Annotated in this window: 17 protein-coding genes; 4 read left to right on the forward strand and 13 right to left on the reverse strand. The window is 72.4% G+C overall.

All coding sequences use genetic code 11. From position 1 onward, the window contains the following. Positions 1 to 96: 96 nt before the first annotated feature. Positions 97 to 873 (forward strand): hypothetical protein, encoded by a 777-nt coding sequence (locus ACZ7L1_RS06635; RefSeq protein ID WP_471434770.1) that lies wholly within the window; start codon positions 97 to 99, stop codon positions 871 to 873. Between the two features lie 85 nt (positions 874 to 958). Here ACZ7L1_RS06635 and ACZ7L1_RS06640 read toward each other — a convergent pair whose 3' ends face one another. From ACZ7L1_RS06640 to ACZ7L1_RS06660, 5 genes are all read right to left on the reverse strand, one after another. Beyond that, positions 959 to 1,948: a malate dehydrogenase gene (locus ACZ7L1_RS06640; protein ID WP_200418911.1), complete on the reverse strand. Its 990-nt coding sequence runs from the start codon at positions 1,946 to 1,948 to the stop codon at positions 959 to 961. Between the two features lie 430 nt (positions 1,949 to 2,378). Beyond that, positions 2,379 to 3,590, reverse strand: coding sequence for an XRE family transcriptional regulator (locus tag ACZ7L1_RS06645; protein ID WP_471434772.1), 1,212 nt, complete (start codon positions 3,588 to 3,590; stop codon positions 2,379 to 2,381). 417 nt (positions 3,591 to 4,007) lie between these two features. Next, the gene (locus ACZ7L1_RS06650) at positions 4,008 to 4,496 is read right to left on the reverse strand and encodes a helix-turn-helix domain-containing protein (RefSeq protein WP_471434774.1); all 489 of its coding nucleotides are present in this window, start codon (positions 4,494 to 4,496) and stop codon (positions 4,008 to 4,010) included. Positions 4,497 to 4,839: 343 nt separating this feature from the next. Beyond that, entirely contained in the window at positions 4,840 to 5,352 is a 513-nt protein-coding gene (locus tag ACZ7L1_RS06655; RefSeq protein ID WP_471434776.1) for a DUF3017 domain-containing protein, read from the reverse strand. Continuing rightward, positions 5,342 to 6,196, reverse strand: a complete 855-nt coding sequence (locus ACZ7L1_RS06660) for a bifunctional methylenetetrahydrofolate dehydrogenase/methenyltetrahydrofolate cyclohydrolase (RefSeq protein ID WP_471434777.1) — start codon at positions 6,194 to 6,196, stop codon at positions 5,342 to 5,344. The genes ACZ7L1_RS06655 and ACZ7L1_RS06660 overlap by 11 nt, the downstream gene beginning before the upstream one ends. 269 nt (positions 6,197 to 6,465) lie before the next feature. On the opposite strand from ACZ7L1_RS06660, the gene ACZ7L1_RS06665 reads away from it, so the two are divergent. Next, positions 6,466 to 7,152, forward strand: coding sequence for an RDD family protein (locus ACZ7L1_RS06665; RefSeq protein ID WP_453243039.1), 687 nt, complete (start codon positions 6,466 to 6,468; stop codon positions 7,150 to 7,152). 148 nt (positions 7,153 to 7,300) lie between these two features. Here the strand turns inward: ACZ7L1_RS06665 and purH are convergent, their stop codons facing one another. Further along, complete coding sequence (gene purH, locus ACZ7L1_RS06670; protein WP_471434779.1) at positions 7,301 to 8,863, reverse strand: bifunctional phosphoribosylaminoimidazolecarboxamide formyltransferase/IMP cyclohydrolase; 1,563 nt, start codon at positions 8,861 to 8,863, stop codon at positions 7,301 to 7,303. Further along, entirely contained in the window at positions 8,860 to 9,510 is a 651-nt protein-coding gene (gene purN / locus ACZ7L1_RS06675) for a phosphoribosylglycinamide formyltransferase (RefSeq protein ID WP_471434781.1), read from the reverse strand. Before purN ends, purH begins: the two co-directional genes overlap by 4 nt. Before the next feature lie 363 nt (positions 9,511 to 9,873). Between purN and ACZ7L1_RS06680 the strand changes: the two genes are divergently transcribed. Next, positions 9,874 to 10,659 carry a hypothetical protein gene (locus ACZ7L1_RS06680; protein ID WP_471434783.1) on the forward strand — a complete coding sequence of 262 codons (786 nt, stop codon included), beginning with the start codon at positions 9,874 to 9,876 and terminating at the stop codon, positions 10,657 to 10,659. A gap of 105 nt (positions 10,660 to 10,764) precedes the next feature. On the opposite strand, the gene ACZ7L1_RS06685 is transcribed toward ACZ7L1_RS06680, so the two are convergent. Continuing rightward, a complete protein-coding gene (locus ACZ7L1_RS06685) occupies positions 10,765 to 12,345 on the reverse strand; it encodes a cell division protein PerM (protein WP_471434785.1) in 1,581 nt (526 codons plus the stop codon). Between the two features lie 104 nt (positions 12,346 to 12,449). Here ACZ7L1_RS06685 and ACZ7L1_RS06690 point away from each other — a divergent pair, with 104 nt between their 5' ends. Next, positions 12,450 to 13,256, forward strand: a complete 807-nt coding sequence (locus ACZ7L1_RS06690) for a sigma factor-like helix-turn-helix DNA-binding protein (protein ID WP_471434787.1) — start codon at positions 12,450 to 12,452, stop codon at positions 13,254 to 13,256. Positions 13,257 to 13,347: 91 nt separating this feature from the next. On the opposite strand, the gene sucD is transcribed toward ACZ7L1_RS06690, so the two are convergent. The 5 genes from sucD to ACZ7L1_RS06715 form a co-directional block, all read right to left on the reverse strand. Next, positions 13,348 to 14,232 (reverse strand): succinate--CoA ligase subunit alpha, encoded by an 885-nt coding sequence (sucD, locus tag ACZ7L1_RS06695; protein WP_366024017.1) that lies wholly within the window; start codon positions 14,230 to 14,232, stop codon positions 13,348 to 13,350. A 21-nt stretch (positions 14,233 to 14,253) separates the two neighbouring features. Next, positions 14,254 to 15,435 carry an ADP-forming succinate--CoA ligase subunit beta gene (gene sucC, locus ACZ7L1_RS06700; protein WP_471434790.1) on the reverse strand — a complete coding sequence of 394 codons (1,182 nt, stop codon included), beginning with the start codon at positions 15,433 to 15,435 and terminating at the stop codon, positions 14,254 to 14,256. A 440-nt stretch (positions 15,436 to 15,875) separates the two neighbouring features. Beyond that, positions 15,876 to 17,054 carry a VWA domain-containing protein gene (locus tag ACZ7L1_RS06705; RefSeq protein ID WP_471434792.1) on the reverse strand — a complete coding sequence of 393 codons (1,179 nt, stop codon included), beginning with the start codon at positions 17,052 to 17,054 and terminating at the stop codon, positions 15,876 to 15,878. Further along, the gene (locus ACZ7L1_RS06710) at positions 17,051 to 19,405 is read right to left on the reverse strand and encodes a DUF5682 family protein (protein ID WP_471434793.1); all 2,355 of its coding nucleotides are present in this window, start codon (positions 19,403 to 19,405) and stop codon (positions 17,051 to 17,053) included. Before ACZ7L1_RS06710 ends, ACZ7L1_RS06705 begins: the two co-directional genes overlap by 4 nt. Further along, entirely contained in the window at positions 19,402 to 20,622 is a 1,221-nt protein-coding gene (locus tag ACZ7L1_RS06715; protein WP_471434795.1) for an ATP-binding protein, read from the reverse strand. The genes ACZ7L1_RS06710 and ACZ7L1_RS06715 overlap by 4 nt, the downstream gene beginning before the upstream one ends. Between the last annotated feature and the right edge of the window lie 95 nt (positions 20,623 to 20,717).

Here is a 20,717-nt window from a genome sequence, read left to right on the forward strand (position 1 = left end):
TCGATACATGCGGGCCCTGCGGCCGAAAGTGCGGAGCGTCACTAAAAATGCGGTCGAAAAGGGTGAAAAGTACGCTGAGCCACTGGAGGTGACGTGATGTCCCGAACCCATGGCTTCGCGATCGCTACGAGCGCCGTGTCGATGGCGCTGCTGTTGCCCCCGATGTTGCTCTGTCCGCCGACGAGCGCCGCCGTCCCTGCCCGGACCGGAGGCAACCAGAGCCCGCAGGAGCTCGCCGCGCAGGCGGAGCGGGGGCTGCGGAACGCCACATCCGTCCGGCTCGTCTACGAGGACCGCAGCGCGACGGCGAGGTCGAGCAAGCGTCTGCCGACGGCGATGGACCTCGCCCTCGACCGGGCCGGCAACTGCGCAGGCACCATGACGCTCGGCGGACGCGGCGGCACCGTCCAGATCGTCAAGCGGGGCACCGACGTGTGGCTGAAGCCGGATGCGTCGTTCTGGAAGGCGGAGTACCCCGGCAAGCGGGGTGCCGGCCTGGCCACGACGTTCAGCAACCGCTACATCCACGGCTCCACGTCCAGCAACCTGCTGGCCGGCATCGCGAGCACCTGTGACCTCCGTGGAATCCAGGAGGTTTCGAAGGTCTCCGCACCCTCTTCCCTGAAGGAGGGCCTCGCGACGACCCTGAACGGCACCCGGGTGGTCCCCCTGTCCTTCCAGGTGAACGGCTTCACCTCGACGCTGTACGTCACCACGGGCAAGGACCACCGCCTCTACCGGGCGGCCCAGAAGGGCCCGGACACGGATCTGAGCCTGACCTTCACGGGCTACAACGTGCCGGTGCCGAGGACGACCCCGCCCGCCGGCCAGACGGTGGACATCTCACGGGTTCCGCAGCCGTCGCGGAGCTGACGGAGAGGACTGGGCCCGTGGCACGAAGAACGGGCCCCCTCCGGACGCAACCGGAGGGGGCCCGTGGCGCATGGGCGCCGACGTGTCAGATGAGGCCGAGGCCGCGCACCGCCTCGCGCTCCTCCTCGAGCTCCTTGACGGAGGCGTCGATGCGGGCGCGGGAGAACTCGTTGATGTCCAGGCCCTGGACGATCTCGTACTTGCCGTCCTTGGTGGTGACCGGGAAGGAGGAGATCAGGCCCTCGGGGACGCCGTAGGAGCCGTCCGACGGGATGGCCATGGAGGTCCAGTCGCCCTCGGCGGTGCCGTTGACCCAGGTGTACACGTGGTCGATGGCGGCGTTGGCGGCGGAGGCGGCCGACGAGGCGCCGCGGGCCTCGATGATGGCGGCGCCGCGCTTGGCGACGGTCGGGATGAAGTCCTCGGCCAGCCACTTCTCGTCGTTCACGACCTCGGCGGCGTTCTTGCCGGCGACCGTGGCGTGGAAGATGTCCGGGTACTGGGTCGCGGAGTGGTTGCCCCAGATCGTCAGACGCTTGATGTCGGCGACCGTGCTGCCCGTCTTCTTCGCGAGCTGGGTCAGCGCGCGGTTGTGGTCCAGGCGGGTCATCGCGGTGAAGCGCTCCGCCGGTACGTCCGGCGCGGCGGCCTGGGCGATCAGCGCGTTGGTGTTGGCCGGGTTGCCCACGACCAGGACCTTCACGTCGTCCGCGGCGTGGTCGTTGATGGCCTTGCCCTGCGGCTTGAAGATGCCGCCGTTGGCCTCGAGGAGGTCGCCGCGCTCCATGCCCTTGGTCCGCGGGCGGGCGCCCACGAGGAGGGCGACGTTGGTGCCGTCGAAGGCCACGTTCGGGTCGTCCGTGATGTCGATGCCCTGCAGGAGCGGGAACGCGCAGTCGTCGAGCTCCATGGCCGTGCCCTCGGCGGCCTTGAGGGCCGGGGTGATCTCCAGGAGGCGCAGCTTGACCGGCACGTCCGCGCCGAGCAGCTGGCCGGAGGCGATGCGGAAGAGCAGTGCGTAGCCGATCTGGCCGGCCGCGCCGGTGACGGTGACGTTCACGGGAGTGCGGGTCATGGCGTTCTCCGTATGACAGCTGGCGGTGGGGCGTCGTCGCCCCGGGGTGAGGGATCCCCGTCACCGGCTCGTGGCCGGCGCCCGCCGCGATGATCGATCACCGGTACGAATGATCGATCTCTTGGCGTCAAGAGAGATCCAGCCGTCAGGCTATCGCGCATCCGGGATCCCGGACGGCCGGGTCCGTGTGGCCCGGCCCACAACCCCCATGAGGCGGCGGCCGCCTGCTCGATGAGGGGGGGCTGAGCGGCGGCCGCCGTGGGGGATGTCCTACCGGAAGGGGGTGTCGGCCCTCCGGCGCTGCCGGACTCCCGTGGGGGTGTACGGTCCGCTTGCCCCGCGAGGGGACGCTCATGCGTGTCGTGGCGTGATTCTTTTCCGCGAGAGACGCACGGCACCCGTCCGCGCGCCCCTCGCTGTCGCCGCCGTGCTACTTCGTGCACCCCTTCTGCCCCGATGCCAGCGTCGCGCAGGCCTTCGCCGCGGCCCCGCCCTTCACGGCCACCATCGGGGTGTACGCGTCGGTGTCCCCTGCCGTGGTGACCGAGCCGGTCTGCTTCGTCGCCCCGGCCGCGGACACCTCGACCGTGTCGCCCTGCGCCGCCCTGGTGATGCGGGCCCACGCGGCGCCGCAGGTCCTGCTGTAGCGGACCTCGACGAGGGTGCCGCCGACGGTGACGCTGGTGCTGGTCGTGGCCTGTGTGCCACCGCAGCCCATGGTCTCCGGGTCCTTGCCGGTACAGCCGGCGCCGGCGCACTTGACGCCGGGCGGCAGGTCGGCGTCCGGGCTCGGCGAGGCTGCGGACGGCTTGGGAGCGGCGGCTTTCTTGTCGTCGCCACCGGTGAGGTAGAAGGCGGCCGCGATCACCAGCAGCGCCCCGACGAGACCTGCCACGAACATGGTCGGCCGACGCTTGCGGCGCGCGTTGCCGGACCCGCCGCCGTCCGCCCGGGCGTCGGAGGGCGCCGGTCCGTGCGGCCCGGGCGCGTCCGGTGCGGGAACGGGTGCGGGGGCGGGTGTGCCGGACTTGGGCGCGGCGGCCGGGCGGCGGCCGGTCCCCGACGGCCCGTTGAACCCGGCGAGTCCCCAGGAGTTGCCACCCGTCGAGCCGACTCCCCTCGAGCCGGGGCCCGCCGTACCGCCGCGCGCCGCGCCGGAGTCGCCCGCCGCGTCCGGGGTCTGCTCGGGCGTCGGCTGCGGCGGCACCGTCGGGGACACGCCCGCAGGGCCCGCGATGCCCGGGGCCACCGTGGCGCTGCGGGCCGCCCTGCCGCCACGGCCCTGGTTCTCGGTGGCCGCCCCGAACTCGCCGAGCGCGGCGCGCGCCTGGGAGATCCGGATCGCCTCCATGGTTCTGTCGTGGCGCATCTCCGCCCGGCTCCAGGCCCGTTCGGCCAGCTCCCACATGGTGGTCAGATGGACGGGCGGGGTGCCGGTCACCTCGGCCAGCGCGACGATCGCGCCCTTGGGTGCGAGCAGTCGGCCGTTCAGGTACCGCTCCCAGGACGTCTTGCTGTAGCCGGTGCGGTCGGCCACGGCGGAGACGCTGAGACCGCTGCGGTCCACGAGCCGCCGCAACTGTGCCGCGAACTCCTTGACCTGCGGATCGAGTTCATCGGGCAAGGCCTTCCAGCGAGGCATTGCTTCCCCCCTCTTCCCCCGGTACATCCTGTTGTTCCCCGTGCGTGGTGCCCGCTCCCGGTCCCCGTTGTGGCTACCCACGCCGGAGGCGCCCGGCCGGGCCTTCCCTCCCCGGAACGGGGGGCGCACGGAGGCAGTCGGACGGGAGCGAGCGCCGTCGCACGCCCCCGTGGGTCTCCGAACCAGTGCCCACCGCCTGCTCGTACGGCCGAACAGAACGCCCGGTTCACCGTGCGGGACGCCCCGGACCGTCCCGATTGGACACGTTAGCCGCCATGTACGAATGGTTCGCGGTCCATGCGCGAACTTGTCAACACATCGACACAACGGGGACACAGCGGCGACCTCAGCGGACGCAGGCGGCTCAGGGGGCCCAGGGAGAGCCCGGTCACCTCACGCGAAGGCACGATCCGAAGGTCACGATCCGAAGGTCACCGCGCCGACGACGGCGACGACGAGCAACGCCAGCAGCCCCAGAACCGCGGCGAGAAGGAGACGGCGTCCGGCGGGCCGCGGCTCGGGCTCCTCCTCGAGCCGGTCCCACCACGGAATCGTGGGCTCCTCTTCGTACTCCCCCGGGACGGAAGCGGTGGCCGGACCTCCCACCGGCGCGGGCGCCGGGGCCGGCTGCCGGGGCCAGGCGCGCACCGCCAGCTCCCAGCGCACACCGAAACGTTCAGTCTCTTCCGCCTCGAGACCCGCGACCCGGCACAGCGCCGTGACCGCCGGGCGGGGCGGTGGCTGGGTGGCGTTGAGGTAGCGCTGCCAGGAGGACTTGCTGTACGCGGTGCGGGCGCCGAGCGCGACGAGGCTGAGCCCGGTGCGGTCCTTCAGGAGCCGCAGCTGTTCCACGAAGTGCCGTACCTCCGGCGGCAGATCGTCCGGCAGCGGCTGCCAGGCGCCCATCCCTCACCCCTCCGCGTCATCGGGTCAAAGAGCGTGTTTCCGTTCGATTGACGACGTCAGGGGCGAGGCCGGTTCCGTCGCGCGGCGCGGAACCGTAGCGGAACGGTCACTTCCGTGCCACAGGGAACTGCCAGGTGTTGAACAGCTCCAGCATGTACATGAAGGTGTTTCCGGCGCCCGGTTCCGAACGGGGGTCGGGACCGGGCGCCGCCCGAGATGGGACACGGACTGTGCGTTGGGGGCCGTTCGGTACGGCCCGTTCGGTACGGATCATCCAAGTACGGCCCGTTCAACCGCCCGTTCAGGTGCGGACCGTTCAACGGCCCGTTCGGTTACGGCTCGTTCAGGTACGGACCGTGAAGTGCAGCGTGTCGTCCAGGAACGGTATCTCCAGCCACGGGTGGGGCTGCGCCATCATCGCGAACAGCACGATGGCCAGGCCCAGGACGCCGTACGTGATCATGTCCGTGAAGCGGGACCGTACCGCGAGCATGCCCACGTCGGGCAGCGCCCAGCGCATCACGGCGCCGCCCAGCAGCGCGACGCCGATCAGGATCGTGCCGGAGCGGAACGCGTCCAGCGCGGTCAGCAGCAGCCCGAGGCCGATGACGGCCAGCACGGCGAGGATCGGCCACTGCCGGGCGGGCGCGGGAGCGTCACGGGGCGCGGCCCGGCCCCCGCCCTCGGGCCGCGCGGTGTCCCGGGTGATCCGCGGGAACCGCCGGGTCACGCGCCGTGGCACACCGTCCGCGTCGGGCGCGCTGACCGCGTCCGTCACCACGGGCTCGGCGTCGGCTTCGCGCTCCCCCGCGGCCCCCTTCTCGGGGTCGCCCGCGGGCCTGGCCTCAGCCGACACTGCGCTCCGCCGCCTCGACCACGTTGACGAGGAGCTGGGCGCGGGTCATCGGGCCGACACCGCCCGGGTTCGGGGAGATCCAGCCGGCCACCTCGGCGACGTCCGGGTGGACATCGCCGACGATCTTCCCCTCGGCGTTGCGCGAGACACCGACGTCGAGGACGGCGGCGCCCGGCTTCACGTCCTCGGCCCGGACCAGGTGGGCGGAGCCGGCCGCGGCGATGATGATGTCGGCGCGCTTGAGGTGGGCCGAGAGGTCGCGGGTGCCGGTGTGGCACTGGGTGACCGTGGCGTTCTCGCTGCGCCGCGTCAGCAGCAGCGGCATCGGGCGCCCGATGGTCACGCCCCGGCCGACGACCACGACCTCGGCGCCCTTGATCTCGACGCCGTAGCGGCGCAGCAGGGTGAGGATGCCGTTGGGGGTGCAGGGCAGCGGGGCCGGCTCGTTCAGCACGAGACGGCCGAGGTTCATCGGGTGCAGGCCGTCCGCGTCCTTGGCCGGGTCCATCAGCTCCAGGATCCGGTTCTCGTCGATGCCCCTGGGCAGCGGCAGCTGCACGATGTAGCCGGTGCAGGTCGGGTCCTCGTTGAGCTCGCGGACGACCGCCTCGATCTCCTCCTGGGTGGCGGTCGCCGGCAGCTCGCGCTGGATCGACGCGATGCCGACCTCGGCGCAGTCGCGGTGCTTGCCCGCGACGTACTTGCGGCTGCCGGGGTCGTCCCCGACGAGGATCGTGCCGAGGCCGGGCGTGACGCCCTTCTCCTTCAGCGCCGCCACGCGGGCGGTCAGATCGGACTTGATCGCGGCTGCGGTGGCCTTGCCATCGAGAATCTGGGCGGTCATGGTCCCATCCTCGCGGATGACCCGCCCCCGGTTCCAATCCGGGTGGGAACCGGTTCGGACGGTCGTCGGCGGGCGCGCCCGGACCGGGAGGATCGCGCACATTGCGACTGCACAACACATGTTTCCGCCGACTGGACAAATTGTCGCCGCTGCTAGAACGATGAACGGCGCAGTTCTGCGGTTCGTGTTCGGGGGGCAACCGCTCGGTTCGTGACGTTCCTCCGCGCAATCCGCACCGTCCCCGCTTGCGTCAACGGAGGAAACCGGCCATGAGTTTCGGCTCGCCCAACAATCCCTACGGACAGCCGCAGAACCCCCAGGAGGGGTACGGCTACCCCCAGCAGGGCCAGCAGTACCCCCAGCAGGGCCAGCAGCCCGGCTACGGCTACCCGCAGGCGCCGGGCGTGCCGCCGCAGGGAGGCTACGGCTACCCGCAGCAGCCGGGCTACGCGGGCGGCGGCGCCCCCGCTCCCCGGGTCGCGTCGATGGGCCGCCGGTTCGGCGCCCGCCTGATCGACGGCGTCGTCTTCGGCGTCATCTACATCATCCTCGCCGTCGCGGGCGCCGCCGGTGCCGTCGGCGCGGCCAAGGACTGCGACCCGAACGCCGCCGACTACAGCACCTGCATCAACAACGCGAGCTCGGACTTCGTGGCCAAGTTCGGCGCCGTGATCGGCATCCTCGCGATCATCGGCCTGCTCTACGAGTGGCTGATGGTCGGCCTGGTGGGCCGCACCCTGGGCAAGATGGCCCTCGGCCTGCACGTGGTGAACGCCGAGACGGGCCAGAAGCCGGGGCTGGGCAAGTCCTTCATCCGCTGGATCATTCCGATGGTCGGCTCCATCGCCTGCGGTATCGGCCAGCTCCTGGTCTACCTGTCCCCGTTCTGGGACAAGTCCGGCCGTCAGCAGGGCTGGCACGACAAGGCCGCGGGCACGATGGTCGTCCAGAACTGACCGCAGGCACCGCACCAAGGGCCGTGACTCGCCCCGGGCAGGGGGAGGCACGGCCCTTTTGCGTCGGGTGCAGCCCGCGTCAGGGGGTGAGATGCCGCGGCGGGGCCGGCGTTCGCTCGACGGCGCCCGCCGGCCCGCACCGCCGGTGTCAGTGGAAGAAGTGCCGCGTGCCCGTGAAGTACATCGTCACGCCCGCCTTCCGCGCGGCCTCCACGACCTGCTCGTCGCGGATCGAACCGCCGGGCTGCACGATCGCCTTGACGCCCGCGGCGATCAGGATCTCCGGGCCGTCGGGGAACGGGAAGAAGGCGTCCGAGGCGGCGTACGAGCCGCGCGCCCGCTCCTCGCCCGCCCGCTCGACGGCGAGCTTGCAGGAGTCCACCCGGTTGACCTGGCCCATGCCCACGCCGACGGAGGCACCGTCCTTGGCCAGCAGGATGGCGTTGGACTTGACGGCGCGACAGGCCTTCCAGGCGAAGGCGAGCTCCTTCAACTCCTCGGCGCTCAGCGCCTCACCCGAGGCCAGGGTCCAGTTGGCGGGGTCGTCGCCGTCGGCCTGGAGGCGGTCGGTGACCTGGAGCAGCGCACCGCCGTCGATCTGCTTGATCTCGGCGGGGTTCTCGGGGGCCTTCGGGGCCTTCAGGACCCGGATGTTCTTCTTCTTGGCGAGCGCCTCGAGCGCGCCCTCCTCGTAGTCGGGCGCGACGATGACCTCGGTGAAGATGTCGGCCACCTGCTCGGCCATCTCCCGGCTCACCGGGCGGTTCACGGCGATGACGCCGCCGTAGGCGGAGACGGGGTCGCAGGCGTGCGCCTTGCGGTGCGCCTCGGCGACGTCCGCGCCGATCGCGATGCCGCAGGGGTTGGCGTGCTTGATGATGGCGACACACGGCTCGGCGTGGTCGTACGCGGCACGGCGCGCGGCGTCCGTGTCCGTGTAGTTGTTGTACGACATCTCCTTGCCGTGCAGCTGCTCCGCCTCCGCCAGGCCGCCCGTGCCGTCGACGTAGAGGGCGGCGGGCTGGTGCGGGTTCTCGCCGTAGCGCAGGGTGTTGCGGCGCTCGTAGGTGGCGCCGACGAAGTCGGGGAAGACCGAGTCGTCGACGGGCGCGTACGAGGACGCGAACCAGGAGGCGACGGCGACGTCGTAGGCGGCGGTGTGCTGGAAGGCCTCGGCGGCGAGCCGCTTGCGGGCGGTGAGGTCGAAGCCGCCGTCGCGGACCGCGGCGAGCACGTCGGCGTACCGGTCGGGGCTCGTGACCACGGCCACCGACGGGTGGTTCTTGGCGGCGGCGCGGACCATGGAGGGGCCGCCGATGTCGATCTGCTCGACGCACTCGTCGGGAGAGGCGCCGGAGGCGACGGTCTCGCGGAACGGGTAGAGGTTGACGACGACGAGGTCGAACGGCTCGACGCCCAGCTCGGCGAGCTGCTGCCGGTGGGTCTCGAGGCGCAGGTCGGCGAGGATGCCCGCGTGGACCTTCGGGTGCAGGGTCTTGACCCGGCCGTCCAGGCACTCGGGGAAGCCGGTCAGCTCCTCCACCTTGGTGACGGGGACGCCGGCGGCGGCGATACGGCCGGCGGTGGAACCGGTCGAGACGAGCTCCACGCCCGCTTCGTGCACGCCACGGGCGAGCTCTTCGAGCCCGGTCTTGTCGTAGACGCTGACGAGCGCGCGCCGGATGGGCCGCTTGGTGCTCTCGGCGGTCACTGGATAACTACCTTTCGTCCCTCAATGCGATAGCCGTTGCGGGCGATCCGCCCCACGACCTCGACGAGCAGTCTTCGCTCGACTTCCTTGATGCGCTCGTGCAGAGCGCTCTCGTCGTCCTCGTCCCAAACCTCCACCACGCCCTGCGCGATGATCGGCCCGGTGTCGACGCCGTCGTCGACGAAGTGGACGGTGCAACCGGTGACCTTGGCGCCGTACGCGAGCGCGTCACGCACACCGTGGGCTCCGGGAAAGCTGGGCAGGAGAGCGGGGTGGGTGTTGACGAACCGCCCGCCGAACCGCGCGAGGAACTCCTTGCCCACGATCTTCATGAACCCGGCGGAGACGACGAGGTCGGGCCCGTAGGAGGCGACGGCCTCGGTGAGGGCCGCGTCCCACGCGTCCCGGCTCTCGTAGTCCTTCACCCGGCACACGAAGGTGGGCAGCCCGGCGCGCTCGGCGCGGGCGAGGCCCGCGATCCCGTCGCGGTCGGCGCCGACGGCCACGACCTCGGCCCCGTAGGCGGCGGGCCCGGCCTCGGCGATGGCGTCGAGAAGCGCCTGCAGGTTGGTGCCGGAACCGGAGACCAGGACGACCAGGCGCTTGGCCGCGGACTCGGTGACGGTCTCGGCCACGGACTCGGGCACGGCGGGGCCTTTCTCGGCGAAGTGTGCGTGCGGTCGCTCGGGAGAGCGTTTGTACGGTCGTACGAATGCTTCGCGCCCCGGGATACGGGGAAGTCTACGAAGCGGCCGACCGTCAGCAACGATACCGGCACACCGGCAGGCCCCCGGGCGACGGGGGCGTGGCCGGAAGGTAGCGTCTGGGGAGGAGCCACCCGGAGATGCGGCCCGGAAAGCGGTCGCAGGCGGGGAACGCCGCACCTGCGCGGGACGTTGACCGGGTGAGGGGGACGCCCGCGGCACCGCCTGCGCGGTGCGCGTCCGCCGCACGGCGAGCTCCGTGGACGCACCGCCCGCCCGTACCACCAAGGGGAAGACGCACACCTGATGCCGGACCGCAGTCTCCGACTCCCTCCGCTGCTGCTGCGCGAGCGGCACCCTTCGCCTGTGCCGCCGCAGGAGAGCGACGGGGCACCGTCCGCGGGCGGCGGATCCGTCGGGGACGGCCGGAGGCCCGAGGAGGCACCGGCGGACGACAATCCGTTCGCGCCACCGCCGGAGGGGGCACCGGACCGGCCCTGGCGGCCGCGCCGCCCCGACCAGGGGCAGGGCGGCTCCGGCGAAGGCGGGCGTTCGCGCTGGGGCAGCCAGTGGAGCGACCGGCAGCCGGGCCCCGCGGCGGGCGGCCGCTTCGGCGAGCGCCCGGGCAGCCCGGGCGGCGCGGGCGGACAGGGCGGCCCTGAGGGTCCGGGTTCCGGCGGCCCCGGTGCGGGACTGCGCTGGGACCCCACGGACCCGGTCCAGCGCCGTGCGCGGTACGCACTGCTGGGCGGTATCTGGGCGTTCTTCTTCGCGCTGTTCAGCTGGCAGTACGTGGCGCTGCTGCTGGGCGCGCTCTCGCTGTACTGGGGCGTGAGCGCCCTGCGAGCGAAGCCCCGCACCCCGGACCCGAGCAGCCCCACGTCTCCGGCCCGCCCCCAGACCACGGCAGCGATCAGCGGTCTGGTCACGGCGTCTTTGGCGCTGGCGCTGGTGGCCACCACGTTCGCGGCCCAGCTGGTCTACCGGGACTACTACACGTGCGTCAACGACGCCTTGACGACGGCGTCGAAGCAGTCCTGCAACGACCTTCTGCCGAAGGACCTGCGGGGGGTTCTGGGGACGAACGGCTGACCTTTCCGGGCCCCCTTCGGTCCAGTGGACAAAATCCCCTCCGGCTCGGTGGACGGAATCCCCTCCGGCACGGTGAGCGCCTCCGGTCCCGTTGCCGGACCGCGGTCATGACTCTTGCGGTGGGGTGGGCGTCGGATTCGGCCCGTCCGGCCCGTCCGGCCCGTCCGGCAGGAACGGATCCACGTCCGTCGCCAGCACCTCGTACGGGAACAGGTCCGGGTCCTCCCAGGCGCCGTCCGCCCGTGCCCCCGGCGGTTCCGACGCCACCGGCGCCGGCACGTGAGTCGCCGCGGACGCGACCGTACCCTCGGCCCGCCGCTCATCCATCTCCCGGGCCTCCCTCCCCGGGACCTCGGCCCGCCGCCCCTCCGCCCCCCGCAGAGACCACCACCGCACGACCACCGCGACCGGCACCCCCGCCCCCGCGATCCATCCCGCGGCGGCTGCCCCCACCTGCCACCCCACCGGCCCGAACCGCGCCAACGCCGCGACCCCGAGCGGCCCCCCGGACACCTCCGCGAGCCCTCCGAGCAACAGGCCGCACATCACCGCCGCGCCCACGACACCCGTCACCGTCCGCCCCACGGACCACACCGCCGCAGCCCGCCCCCGCCCGGCGCAAGCACCCCGCGCCATGAAGCACCCCACCACCACCCCCGCCGCGACCGGCACCACCGCCACCGCCCAGCCCAGCAGCCCGCCCTGGCCCCCGCTCCCGGGCACAGCCGCCAGCAGCGGAAACGGCGGCATCAGCGACGGGGCCGTCGCCGCCGACCACGGCCCCATGCCGTGCCCCGCCCCCAGCAGGAACCCGGGCCCCAGCGCGTAGGCCGCCGCCCACACCGCCGCGTTCGGCACCAGGGCGACCGCCAGCAGCAGCACCGCTCCCCGTCCTGCCCACCCCTGCGTGATCTGGAGGAACGACTCCCGCACCACCTCGCCGTGCCGCACCAGCGACAGGCCCACGAGCAGCGCGCCCCCGCCGACCAGCACGGCCGCCCCGGCAAGGGCAGCCCGTCCGGCGCTCGAGAGCAACTCCTGTTCGTCACGGTTGAGCACGCGCAGCGCCCCGGACGGCCGCTCGTACGCCCTCCACACCCCCACCCCCGCCGACACCACGGTCACCAGCGGCAGGCAGACGAGGGTCCACACCCACGACGGCCGCAGCGCCCCCGCCGAGGCGTACAGAGCCGCCACCAGCCCCACCCCGACGTAGCCCGCCGCCACACCGCACCACGCCGGCCCGATGGCGACGGGCTTCGACCCTTCCGTGCCCTGCGTGCCCCCCGGGCCCTCCATGTCCTTCACGGTCTCCGGGCCCTCCGCGGCCTCACCGTCCGTCGCCTCCCGCGTCGCCCGGTACAGCAACCACACCGGCACCACGGCCGGCAGCAGCGGCGTGATACCGACGGGTGCCGGCACTCCGGACAGCGTCTCGGTGCGGAAGAGGACCACACCGTGCGCCAGCAGCCACAACGCTGCCGCCACCCTCAGCGCGCCATAGGGCCCGTCGTCCGGGTACGGCGCACTGATCCACAGCACGATCGCGAGCAGGGCGAACGCACCGAGCCCCGCCACCGCGGCGAGGGCTCCCCCGAGCAGGCTCGTACCCAGCCCGGGCCACCGGGCGCGCGACCGGGCGAGCAGGGAGGGCAACGGAATGCGGCGGTCGGTCCATTGAGTCACGCCGCCATGCTCCCAACGACACGCGCTTTCCCGGCGTAACGCGTGAAACACGGAGGTGTCGCTAAAAATACTTTTATGTACTTTTCGGCACGGCGGGCCGCCTCATGAGGCAGACCCTGACCCCTCAACAGGCCTTCGACGCGCTGTACGGGTACTGCGCCCCCTCGCTCGTACGGCAGGCGTACCTGCTCACCGGCCGGCGCGACCTGGCCCGTGAGGCAGTCGAGCGTGCCTTCCAGCTGGCGTGGCAGTGCTGGCCCGAAGTGGCCGTGGACCGGGATCCCGCGGGCTGGGTACGGGCAGCGGTGCACGACCGGGCGCTCTCCCCCTGGAACCGCTTCCGCCTCCGCCACCGACTCCCGGAGCCGCCGCCCCCGGGACCCTCGAACCGCGCCCTGCTGCACGCGCTCCTGCAACTGCCGCCGACCCGACGACGCACCCTGCTGCTCTACGACGGCCTCGGCCTCGACCTGCCGGACGTCGCGGCCGAGACGGAGGCGAGCACCCCGGCCGCCGCCGGCCGTCTGCTGCGCGCCCGCGCCACGCTGGCCAGGCTCGTCCCAAACCAGGCGGAACCGGAGGTCCTGTCCCGCCGACTTGCCGAACTGGCCTCCTCGGAGCAGCTCCGCGCCCCCGAGGCGTCCTCGGTCCGCTCCCACGGCGAACGTCGCGGCCGCCACTGCGCCCGCGCGGCGATCGCCCTGACGGCGGCGGTCATCGGCACGACGACCCTGACCCTGCGCACCGCCGAGAACCACTACGAGCCCCCGGTGGGCCGGGGCACTCCCGTCCAGGACATTCCCCCGCGCCTGGCCCAGGGTCCCCTGTCCCGGCCGCAGACAGCCCTGCGGGGCAAGCTGATGGCGGCCCCGCACCACGGTCCGGCCCGGCTGACACCGCAGCCCCGCTGAGCCGGTCAGGCGCTGCGGCGGCTCCCGGAAAGCGCGGTGGGCCCGCACCCCGGGGGGTACGGGCCCACCAACGCGTTCAGCCAGGCGGAGTTCAGCCGGCCAGGATCTCCCGCGCGAGCTTCGCGGTCTCCGTCGGCGTCTTGCCGACCTTGACGCCCGCCGCCTCCAGCGCCTCCTTCTTCGCCTGGGCGGTGCCCGACGAACCGGAGACGATGGCGCCCGCGTGACCCATGGTCTTGCCCTCGGGCGCGGTGAAGCCGGCGACGTAGCCGACGACCGGCTTGGTCACGTTCTCCTTGATGAAGGCCGCGGCCCGCTCCTCGGCGTCGCCGCCGATCTCACCGATCATGACGATCAGGTCGGTGTCGGGGTCGTCCTGGAACGCCTTGAGCGCGTCGATGTGGGTGGTGCCGATGATCGGGTCACCGCCGATGCCGACGCAGGTCGAGAAGCCGATGTCGCGCAGCTCGTACATCATCTGGTACGTCAGCGTGCCGGACTTCGAGACCAGGCCGATGCGGCCCGGCTTGGTGATGTCGGCCGGGATGATGCCGGCGTTCGACTGACCCGGGGTGATCAGGCCGGGGCAGTTCGGGCCGATGATGCGGGTCTTGTTGCCCTTCTTGCCGGCGTATGCCCAGAAGGACGCGGTGTCGTGCACCGCGATGCCCTCGGTGATGACGACGGCGAGCGGGATCTCGGCGTCGATGGCCTCGACGACCGCGTCCTTGGTGAACTTCTCCGGCACGAAGATGACCGTGACGTCGGCGCCGGTCTTCTCGATGGCCTCGGCCACCGAGCCGAACACCGGGATCTCGGTACCGTCGAAGTCGACGGTCTGGCCCGCCTTGCGCGGGTTCACGCCACCGACGATGTTCGTGCCGGAGGCGAGCATGCGGCGGGTGTGCTTCTGACCCTCGGAGCCGGTCATGCCCTGGACGATGACCTTGGATTCCTTGGTGAGGAAGATAGCCATGGTTGTGTGTGACCTCGTCCCTTACTTCGCGGCAGCAGCCAGCTCGGCGGCCTTGTCGGCCGCGCCGTCCATGGTGTCCACACGCTGGACCAGCGGGTGGTTGCGGTCGTCCAGGATCTGGCGACCCAGTTCGGCGTTGTTGCCGTCGAGGCGCACGACCAGCGGCTTGTTGACCTCTTCGCCCTTGGACTCCAGGAGCTCCAGGGCCTGCACGATGCCGTTGGCGACCGCGTCACAGGCGGTGATGCCGCCGAAGACGTTCACGAACACGGACTTGACGTCCGGGTCGCCGAGGATGATCTCCAGGCCGTTCGCCATGACCTCGGCGGAGGCGCCACCGCCGATGTCGAGGAAGTTGGCGGGCTTGACACCCTTGTGCTTCTCGCCGGCGTAGGCCACGACGTCGAGGGTGGACATGACCAGACCCGCGCCGTTGCCGATGATGCCGACCTCGCCGTCGAGCTTGACGTAGTTGAGGTTCTTCTCCTTGGCCGCGGCCTCCAGCGGGTTGGCCGCCGCCTTGTCGTGGAGCTCCTCGAACTCGGGGTGACGGAACTCGGCGTTCTCGTCCAGGGACACCTTGCCGTCGAGGGCGATGACGTCACCGGAGGCGACCTTGGCCAGCGGGTTCACCTCGACCAGGAGGGCGTCCTCCTTGATGAAGACCTCCCACAGGCTGACCAGGACGTCGGCGACCTTGTCGGCGACCTCGGCCGGGAACTTGGCCGCGGCGACGATCTCCTCGGCCTTGGCCTTGTCCACACCGTCGATGGCGTCGATCGCGATCTTGGCGACGGCGTCGGGGCGGGTGGCCGCGACCTCCTCGATCTCCATGCCGCCCTCGACGGAGGCGATGGAGAGGAAGGTGCGGTTGGCGCGGTCGAGGAGGAAGGAGACGTAGTACTCCTCGACGATCTCCGGAGCGGTCTCGGCGATCATCACCTTGTGGACCGTGTGGCCCTTGATGTCCATGCCGAGGATGTCCGTCGCGCGGGCGACCGCCTCGTCCGGGGTGGCGGCCAGCTTGACACCGCCGGCCTTGCCGCGGCCACCGACCTTCACCTGCGCCTTGACGACCGACTTGCCGCCCAGCCGCTCGGTGATCTCGCGCGCCGCCTCAGGCGTGTCGATGACTTCACCGGCCAGCACCGGTACACCGTGCTTGGCGAAGAGGTCCCTCGCCTGGTACTCGAACAGGTCCACGCGCTTCCGTCCCTATCAGTGATCTCGCGGTTCGTTGGATGCGTGGGCGTGCCGCGAAGGGCAACGTGACGTCCGCTCTGTCACAAGGGAGGCGCACACGGTGTCCGAGCGCGCGGCATGTCCGTCTCGCAGGTTATCGCCGCTCGCGGGGCCTCCATAAATCGGGGGTCACACCTGAGCGGTGATACCTGTCACATGATGCCGCGCTCTCTGGCACGGCGTGCCACGAGTGAAGGGGCTCACCGGGCTGGGGTCGACCCGGTGAGGCCCCTTGAAGAACCCGGAAGGGGCTCGGGGCGGCCGAACGCCACCCCAATAGGGACCGACCGGCGCATCCCGGCGCGAACAACCCACCCAGCACCAGCACGACCCGCAGCGCACACCCCACATCCCGCTCGGAAATTCCTTCCTCGTCGCCGTCAGACCGTTGCTCGTCGCCGTCAGACCGCCTCCGGTATCGGCAGGGGCCGCTTCTCGATCGCCGCCGCCATCACCTCCGGGAAGAGGTCGGGCGTGCACGCGAACGCCGGCGCTCCCAGCGCCGCGAGCGCCGCCGCGTGCTCCCGGTCGTACGCGGGTGCGCCCTCGTCGGAAAGCGCGAGCAGCGCCACGAACTGCACCCCCGACGCCTTCATCGCCGCCACCCGCTTGAGCATCTCGTCGCGGATGCCTCCCTCGTACAGGTCGCTGATGAGGACCACGACCGTCTCCGTGGGCCGGGTGATCTGCGACTGGCAGTACGCCAGCGCCCTGTTGATGTCCGTGCCGCCGCCGAGCTGGGTGCCGAAGAGGACGTCGACCGGGTCGTCGAGCTGGTCGGTGAGGTCCACGACGGCCGTGTCGAAGACGACGAGCCGGGTGGCGATGGACCGCATGGACGCCAGAACCGCCCCGAAGACGGACGCGTACACCACCGAGGCCGCCATCGACCCCGACTGGTCGATGCAGAGGACGACCTCCTTTTTCACCGACTGGGACGCCCGCCCGTATCCGATCAGCCGCTCCGGCACCACCGTGCGGTACTCCGGCAGATAGTGCTTGAGGTTGGCGGCGATCGTGCGGTTCCAGTCGATGTCCCGGTGGCGGGGGCGGGTGATGCGGGCGCTGCGGTCGAGGGCGCCGGTGAGCGTGGCCCGGGTGCGGGTGGCGAGCCGCTTCTCCAGATCCTCGACGACCTTGCGCACCACCGCCCGTGCCGTCTCCTTGGTGGTCTCCGGCATCGCCTTGTTCAACGAGAGCAGCGTGCCGACCAGGTGCACGTCGGCCTCGACCGCCTCGAGCATCTCCGGTTCGAGCAGGAGCGTGGACAGCCCGAGCCGGTCGATGGCGTCACGTTGCATGACCTGGACGACGGACGAGGGGAAGTAGGTGCGGATGTCGCCGAGCCAGCGCGCCACGGACGGCGCGGACGCCCCGAGCCCCGCCGAACGGTCCCGCCCCTGCTGCGGCCTGTCCCCCTTCCCGTACAGCGCGGTCAGTGCCCCGTCCATCGCCGCGTCCTGCCCGCTCAGCGCGTACCCGGTGCCGTCCGCCGCGTCTCCGCCAAGGACGAGCCGCCAGCGCCGCAGCCGCTCGTCGGCTCCGGCGGTGTTCGTGCCGTCGGTCGTGTGCGTGCTCATCCGGCCACCCCCACCAGGTCGTCGACATCACTGCCGTCGGGTTCGTCCAGGCCGAGCAGCAGGCGCAGCAGCGGGACCACGGCGTCCGCCCGTCCCCTGTCGAGGCCGGGACCGAACCCGGGGACACCCGCGCCGGTGGCCGCCGCGCTTCCCCGCGCGTCCGGCCCGCGGCGCACCAACTCGCCGACGGTGCGCCGCACGCCGGGCTCGTACGCCGAGAACGTCCGCCGCAGCAGCGGCAGTACGTCGGTGAACGCCTCCGCCGGCACCCCGGCGAGCCAGGCGTCCACCAGCGCGAGCAGCCGCTCGTCGTGCAGGAGCAGCATCCCGCCGCCGGAGCCGCCCCCGACGAACCCCTCGATCCACGCGGCGGCGTCCGCCGGTGGCGTCCCCGGCGACAGCACGAGTCCCATGAGCTGCGCGGCCTCGCCCTGCGCCAGCTCCCCCTCGTCCAGGAGCAGCCGCACGGCCCTGCCGCGGATCACCCCGGGCACGGTGTCCCGTCCGCCGAGCACCCTCAGGACGGCACGCCATCGCCCCCGTATGTCGCCGTGGTCCGCCGCGATGCCGTCCCCGAGCAGGCCCACCGCACCGTGAACGGCGTCCACGTGGCGCCGCATCTCCTCGGCCGCCTCCGCGTCCAGCGCCGCGCACGCCGGTGGCAGCCCGACGAACACGCGCTCGGCGAGACCGGCCGCGACGTCCGCGAGGGCCCGGGTGTCCGTACCGCGCACGTCCCCGTAGCGCAGGGAACGGACGAGGGCGGGCAGGGCCTGGGCGAGGTGGCCGACGTCGGCGTCGAGGGCGGCTCGGTCGGCGAGGACCTGCATCACCACGGGCAGCGCCGCCGGCAGTTCCGCCAGCAGGCACCGCTCGGCGAGCGCGGTGACGTCGGCGAGGGCCTGCGCGGCGGTCGCGTCCGCCTCGGCCCTGGCGGTCGCGGCGGCGAGCACGGTCGTCCCCCACACCCCGGCCTCGGCGATCCGCACCGCGAGCTCCGGTTCCCAGCACAGCCGCCAGGTCTCCCGGAACGTCCCCGTACTGCCCCGCGAGGCCGTGGGTTCCCCCCACCCGATCCCGAGGAGCCGCAGTCGGTGCAGCAGTCGGCTGCGCTCGGCATCGGTGTCCTTGCGCAGGTCCAGGTCCACCTCCCGCTCCAGCGGCTCGGGTTTGAGCCTGAGCCGCTTCTGCAGCCGCGCGAGGTCCCGCTGCAACGGTACGGCGGGGGCCGATTCCGGCACCTCCCCCATGTCGTCGCCGACCACCAGCCGGTCGCGCACCAGCGCCAGCGGCACGTCCGAGCCCTCGCACATCACCGCCCGCACCGCGTCGGTCGTCTCCGACAGGCCCGGAAGCGGACGCCCGCGCAGGACGGCGAGCGTCTCGGCCAGCCGTACCGCCTCGATGACATGCGCGGACGACACGATCCGGTCCTCCTCGCGCAGCAGCCCGGCGACCTTGGTCAGCCATCGCTCGACGGGCCGGTCAGGAGCGCGGAACAGATGCCCGTACCAGCCGGGCGAGTCGATGCCCGCCCCGTACCCACTGGCCCGGGCGAGTCTGCGGTGGGTCCAGGGCACCCAGGTCATGTCCGTCTTCACCCTGGGCAGGCCCTTCAGCAGCGCGCGGTCGGCGGTGACGGAGGTCCGCTCGCGCAGCGCGGGCACGTGCCAGGCCCCGCACACCACCGCCACGTCGGTCCCGAAGTCCCGCTGTGCCGCGCGGACCTGGAGCCGCATGTGCGCCTCCCGCACGAGGTCCCGCTCGTGTCCCCCGGCGCCGTACTCCTCCCGCAGGGCGGCCATGGCCTCCCCGAGCACGGTGAACGGCGCGAGTGGGTCCCCCGTCCCCACGCCCCGGTGCTCGACGACGTCCTCCCACCATCGCTCCGGGTCGTCGTACCCGGCGGCCTCGGCCAGCACGGCGAGGGGGTCGACACGGACGGTGGCGTCGGAGCCGTCGACCGTGCCGGGCTCCTCGGCCTCGGTCCCCGTGGCTTCTTCCTTGTCCCACGCCAGGGTGTGCGCCGCCGGCAGGTCGATGAACCGGGCCGGAACCCCCTGGCGCAGGGCCCAGCGGATCGCCACCCACTCCGGGGAGAACTCGGCCAGCGGCCAGAAGGCCGATCGCCCGGGCTCGTCCACGGCGTGAGCGAGCAGGGCGATGGGCGGCCGCATGTCCGGGTGGTCCGCGAGCGGGATCAGGGCGTCCGCCTCCGGTGGCCCCTCGATCAGCACCGCCCCGGGGCGCGCCGCCTCCAGCGCCGCCCGCACGGCCCGCGCGGATCCCGGCCCGTGATGCCGCACCCCGAGCAGCAGTGGTCCCCTCCGCGGGGAGCCGGAGTCTTTCACGCGGTCACCTCCCGGCACGCGCGGTAGAAGTCGGTCCAGCCGTCGCGCTCGCGGACCACGGCTTCCAGGTACTCCTGCCAGATGACGCGGTCGGCCGCCGGGTCGCGGACGACAGCGCCGAGAATGCCCGCGGCGACGTCGCTCGGACGCAACACGCCGTCGCCGAAGTGGGCGGCCAGCGCCAGTCCGTTGGTGACGACGGAGATCGCCTCCGCGGTGGACAGGGTGCCGCTGGGCGACTTCAGCTTGGTCCGGCCGTCCGTCGTGACCCCGCCGCGCAGTTCGCGGAAGACCGTCACCACGCGACGGATCTCGTCGACGCCGTCGGGCACTGCCGGCAGGTCGAGCGAGCGGCCGATCTGGTCGACCCGGCGGGAGACGATGTCGACCTCGGCCTCCACGCTGTCCGGGAGCGGCAGCACCACCGTGTTGAAGCGGCGGCGCAGCGCGCTCGACAGGTCGTTGACTCCGCGGTCGCGGTCGTTGGCCGTGGCGATCAGGTTGAAGCCGCGGACGGCCTGCACCTCCTCGCCCAGCTCCGGTATCGGCAGCGTCTTCTCCGACAGGATCGTGATCAGCGTGTCCTGGACGTCGGCCGGGATGCGGGTCAGTTCCTCGACGCGGGCGGTCATCCCCTCGGCCATGGCCCGCATGACGGGGCTCGGCACCAGCGCGTCGCGGCTGGGGCCGTGTGCGAGCAGCCGCGCGTAGTTCCACCCGTAGCGGATCGCCTCCTCCGGGGTCCCGGCGGTGCCCTGCACGAGCAGGGTCGAGTCGCCGCTGATGGCCGCCGCCAGGTGCTCGGACACCCAGGTCTTGGCCGTGCCGGGCACGCCGAGCAGGAGCAGGGCGCGGTCGGTGGCGAGCGTGGTGACGGCGACCTCGACGATGCGGCGCGGGCCCACGTACTTCGGTGTGATCACGGTGCCGTCCGGCAGCGTGCCGCCGAGCAGGTAGGTGGCGACGGCCCACGGCGACAGCTTCCAGCGGGCCGGGCGCGGCCGGTCGTCCTGGGCGGCCAGCGCGGTGAGTTCGTGGGCGAAGGCGTCCTCGGCGTGCGGCCGCAGCGCTTCCGCGGGCGCGGTCCCCTTCTCCTGCCCGGGTGTGGGCGCGGGTGCCGGCTCGGGCACGCCGGGGCTTGCGTCCCCGCTTCCGTTCGCGGGCGCGGACGGGCTCGGGTTCGTTTCGACGGACTTCTGGTCAACGGACGCACGCATGGCCGTATCCCCCTCCAGCTCGGCCGGTTCGGATCTGTCACCAACCGTGCACCACACCACTGACAATGCGTGGTGACCTGCACAAACGCGGTCGT

The sequence above is a fragment of the Streptomyces sp. NPDC107546 genome, assembly GCF_055639175.1.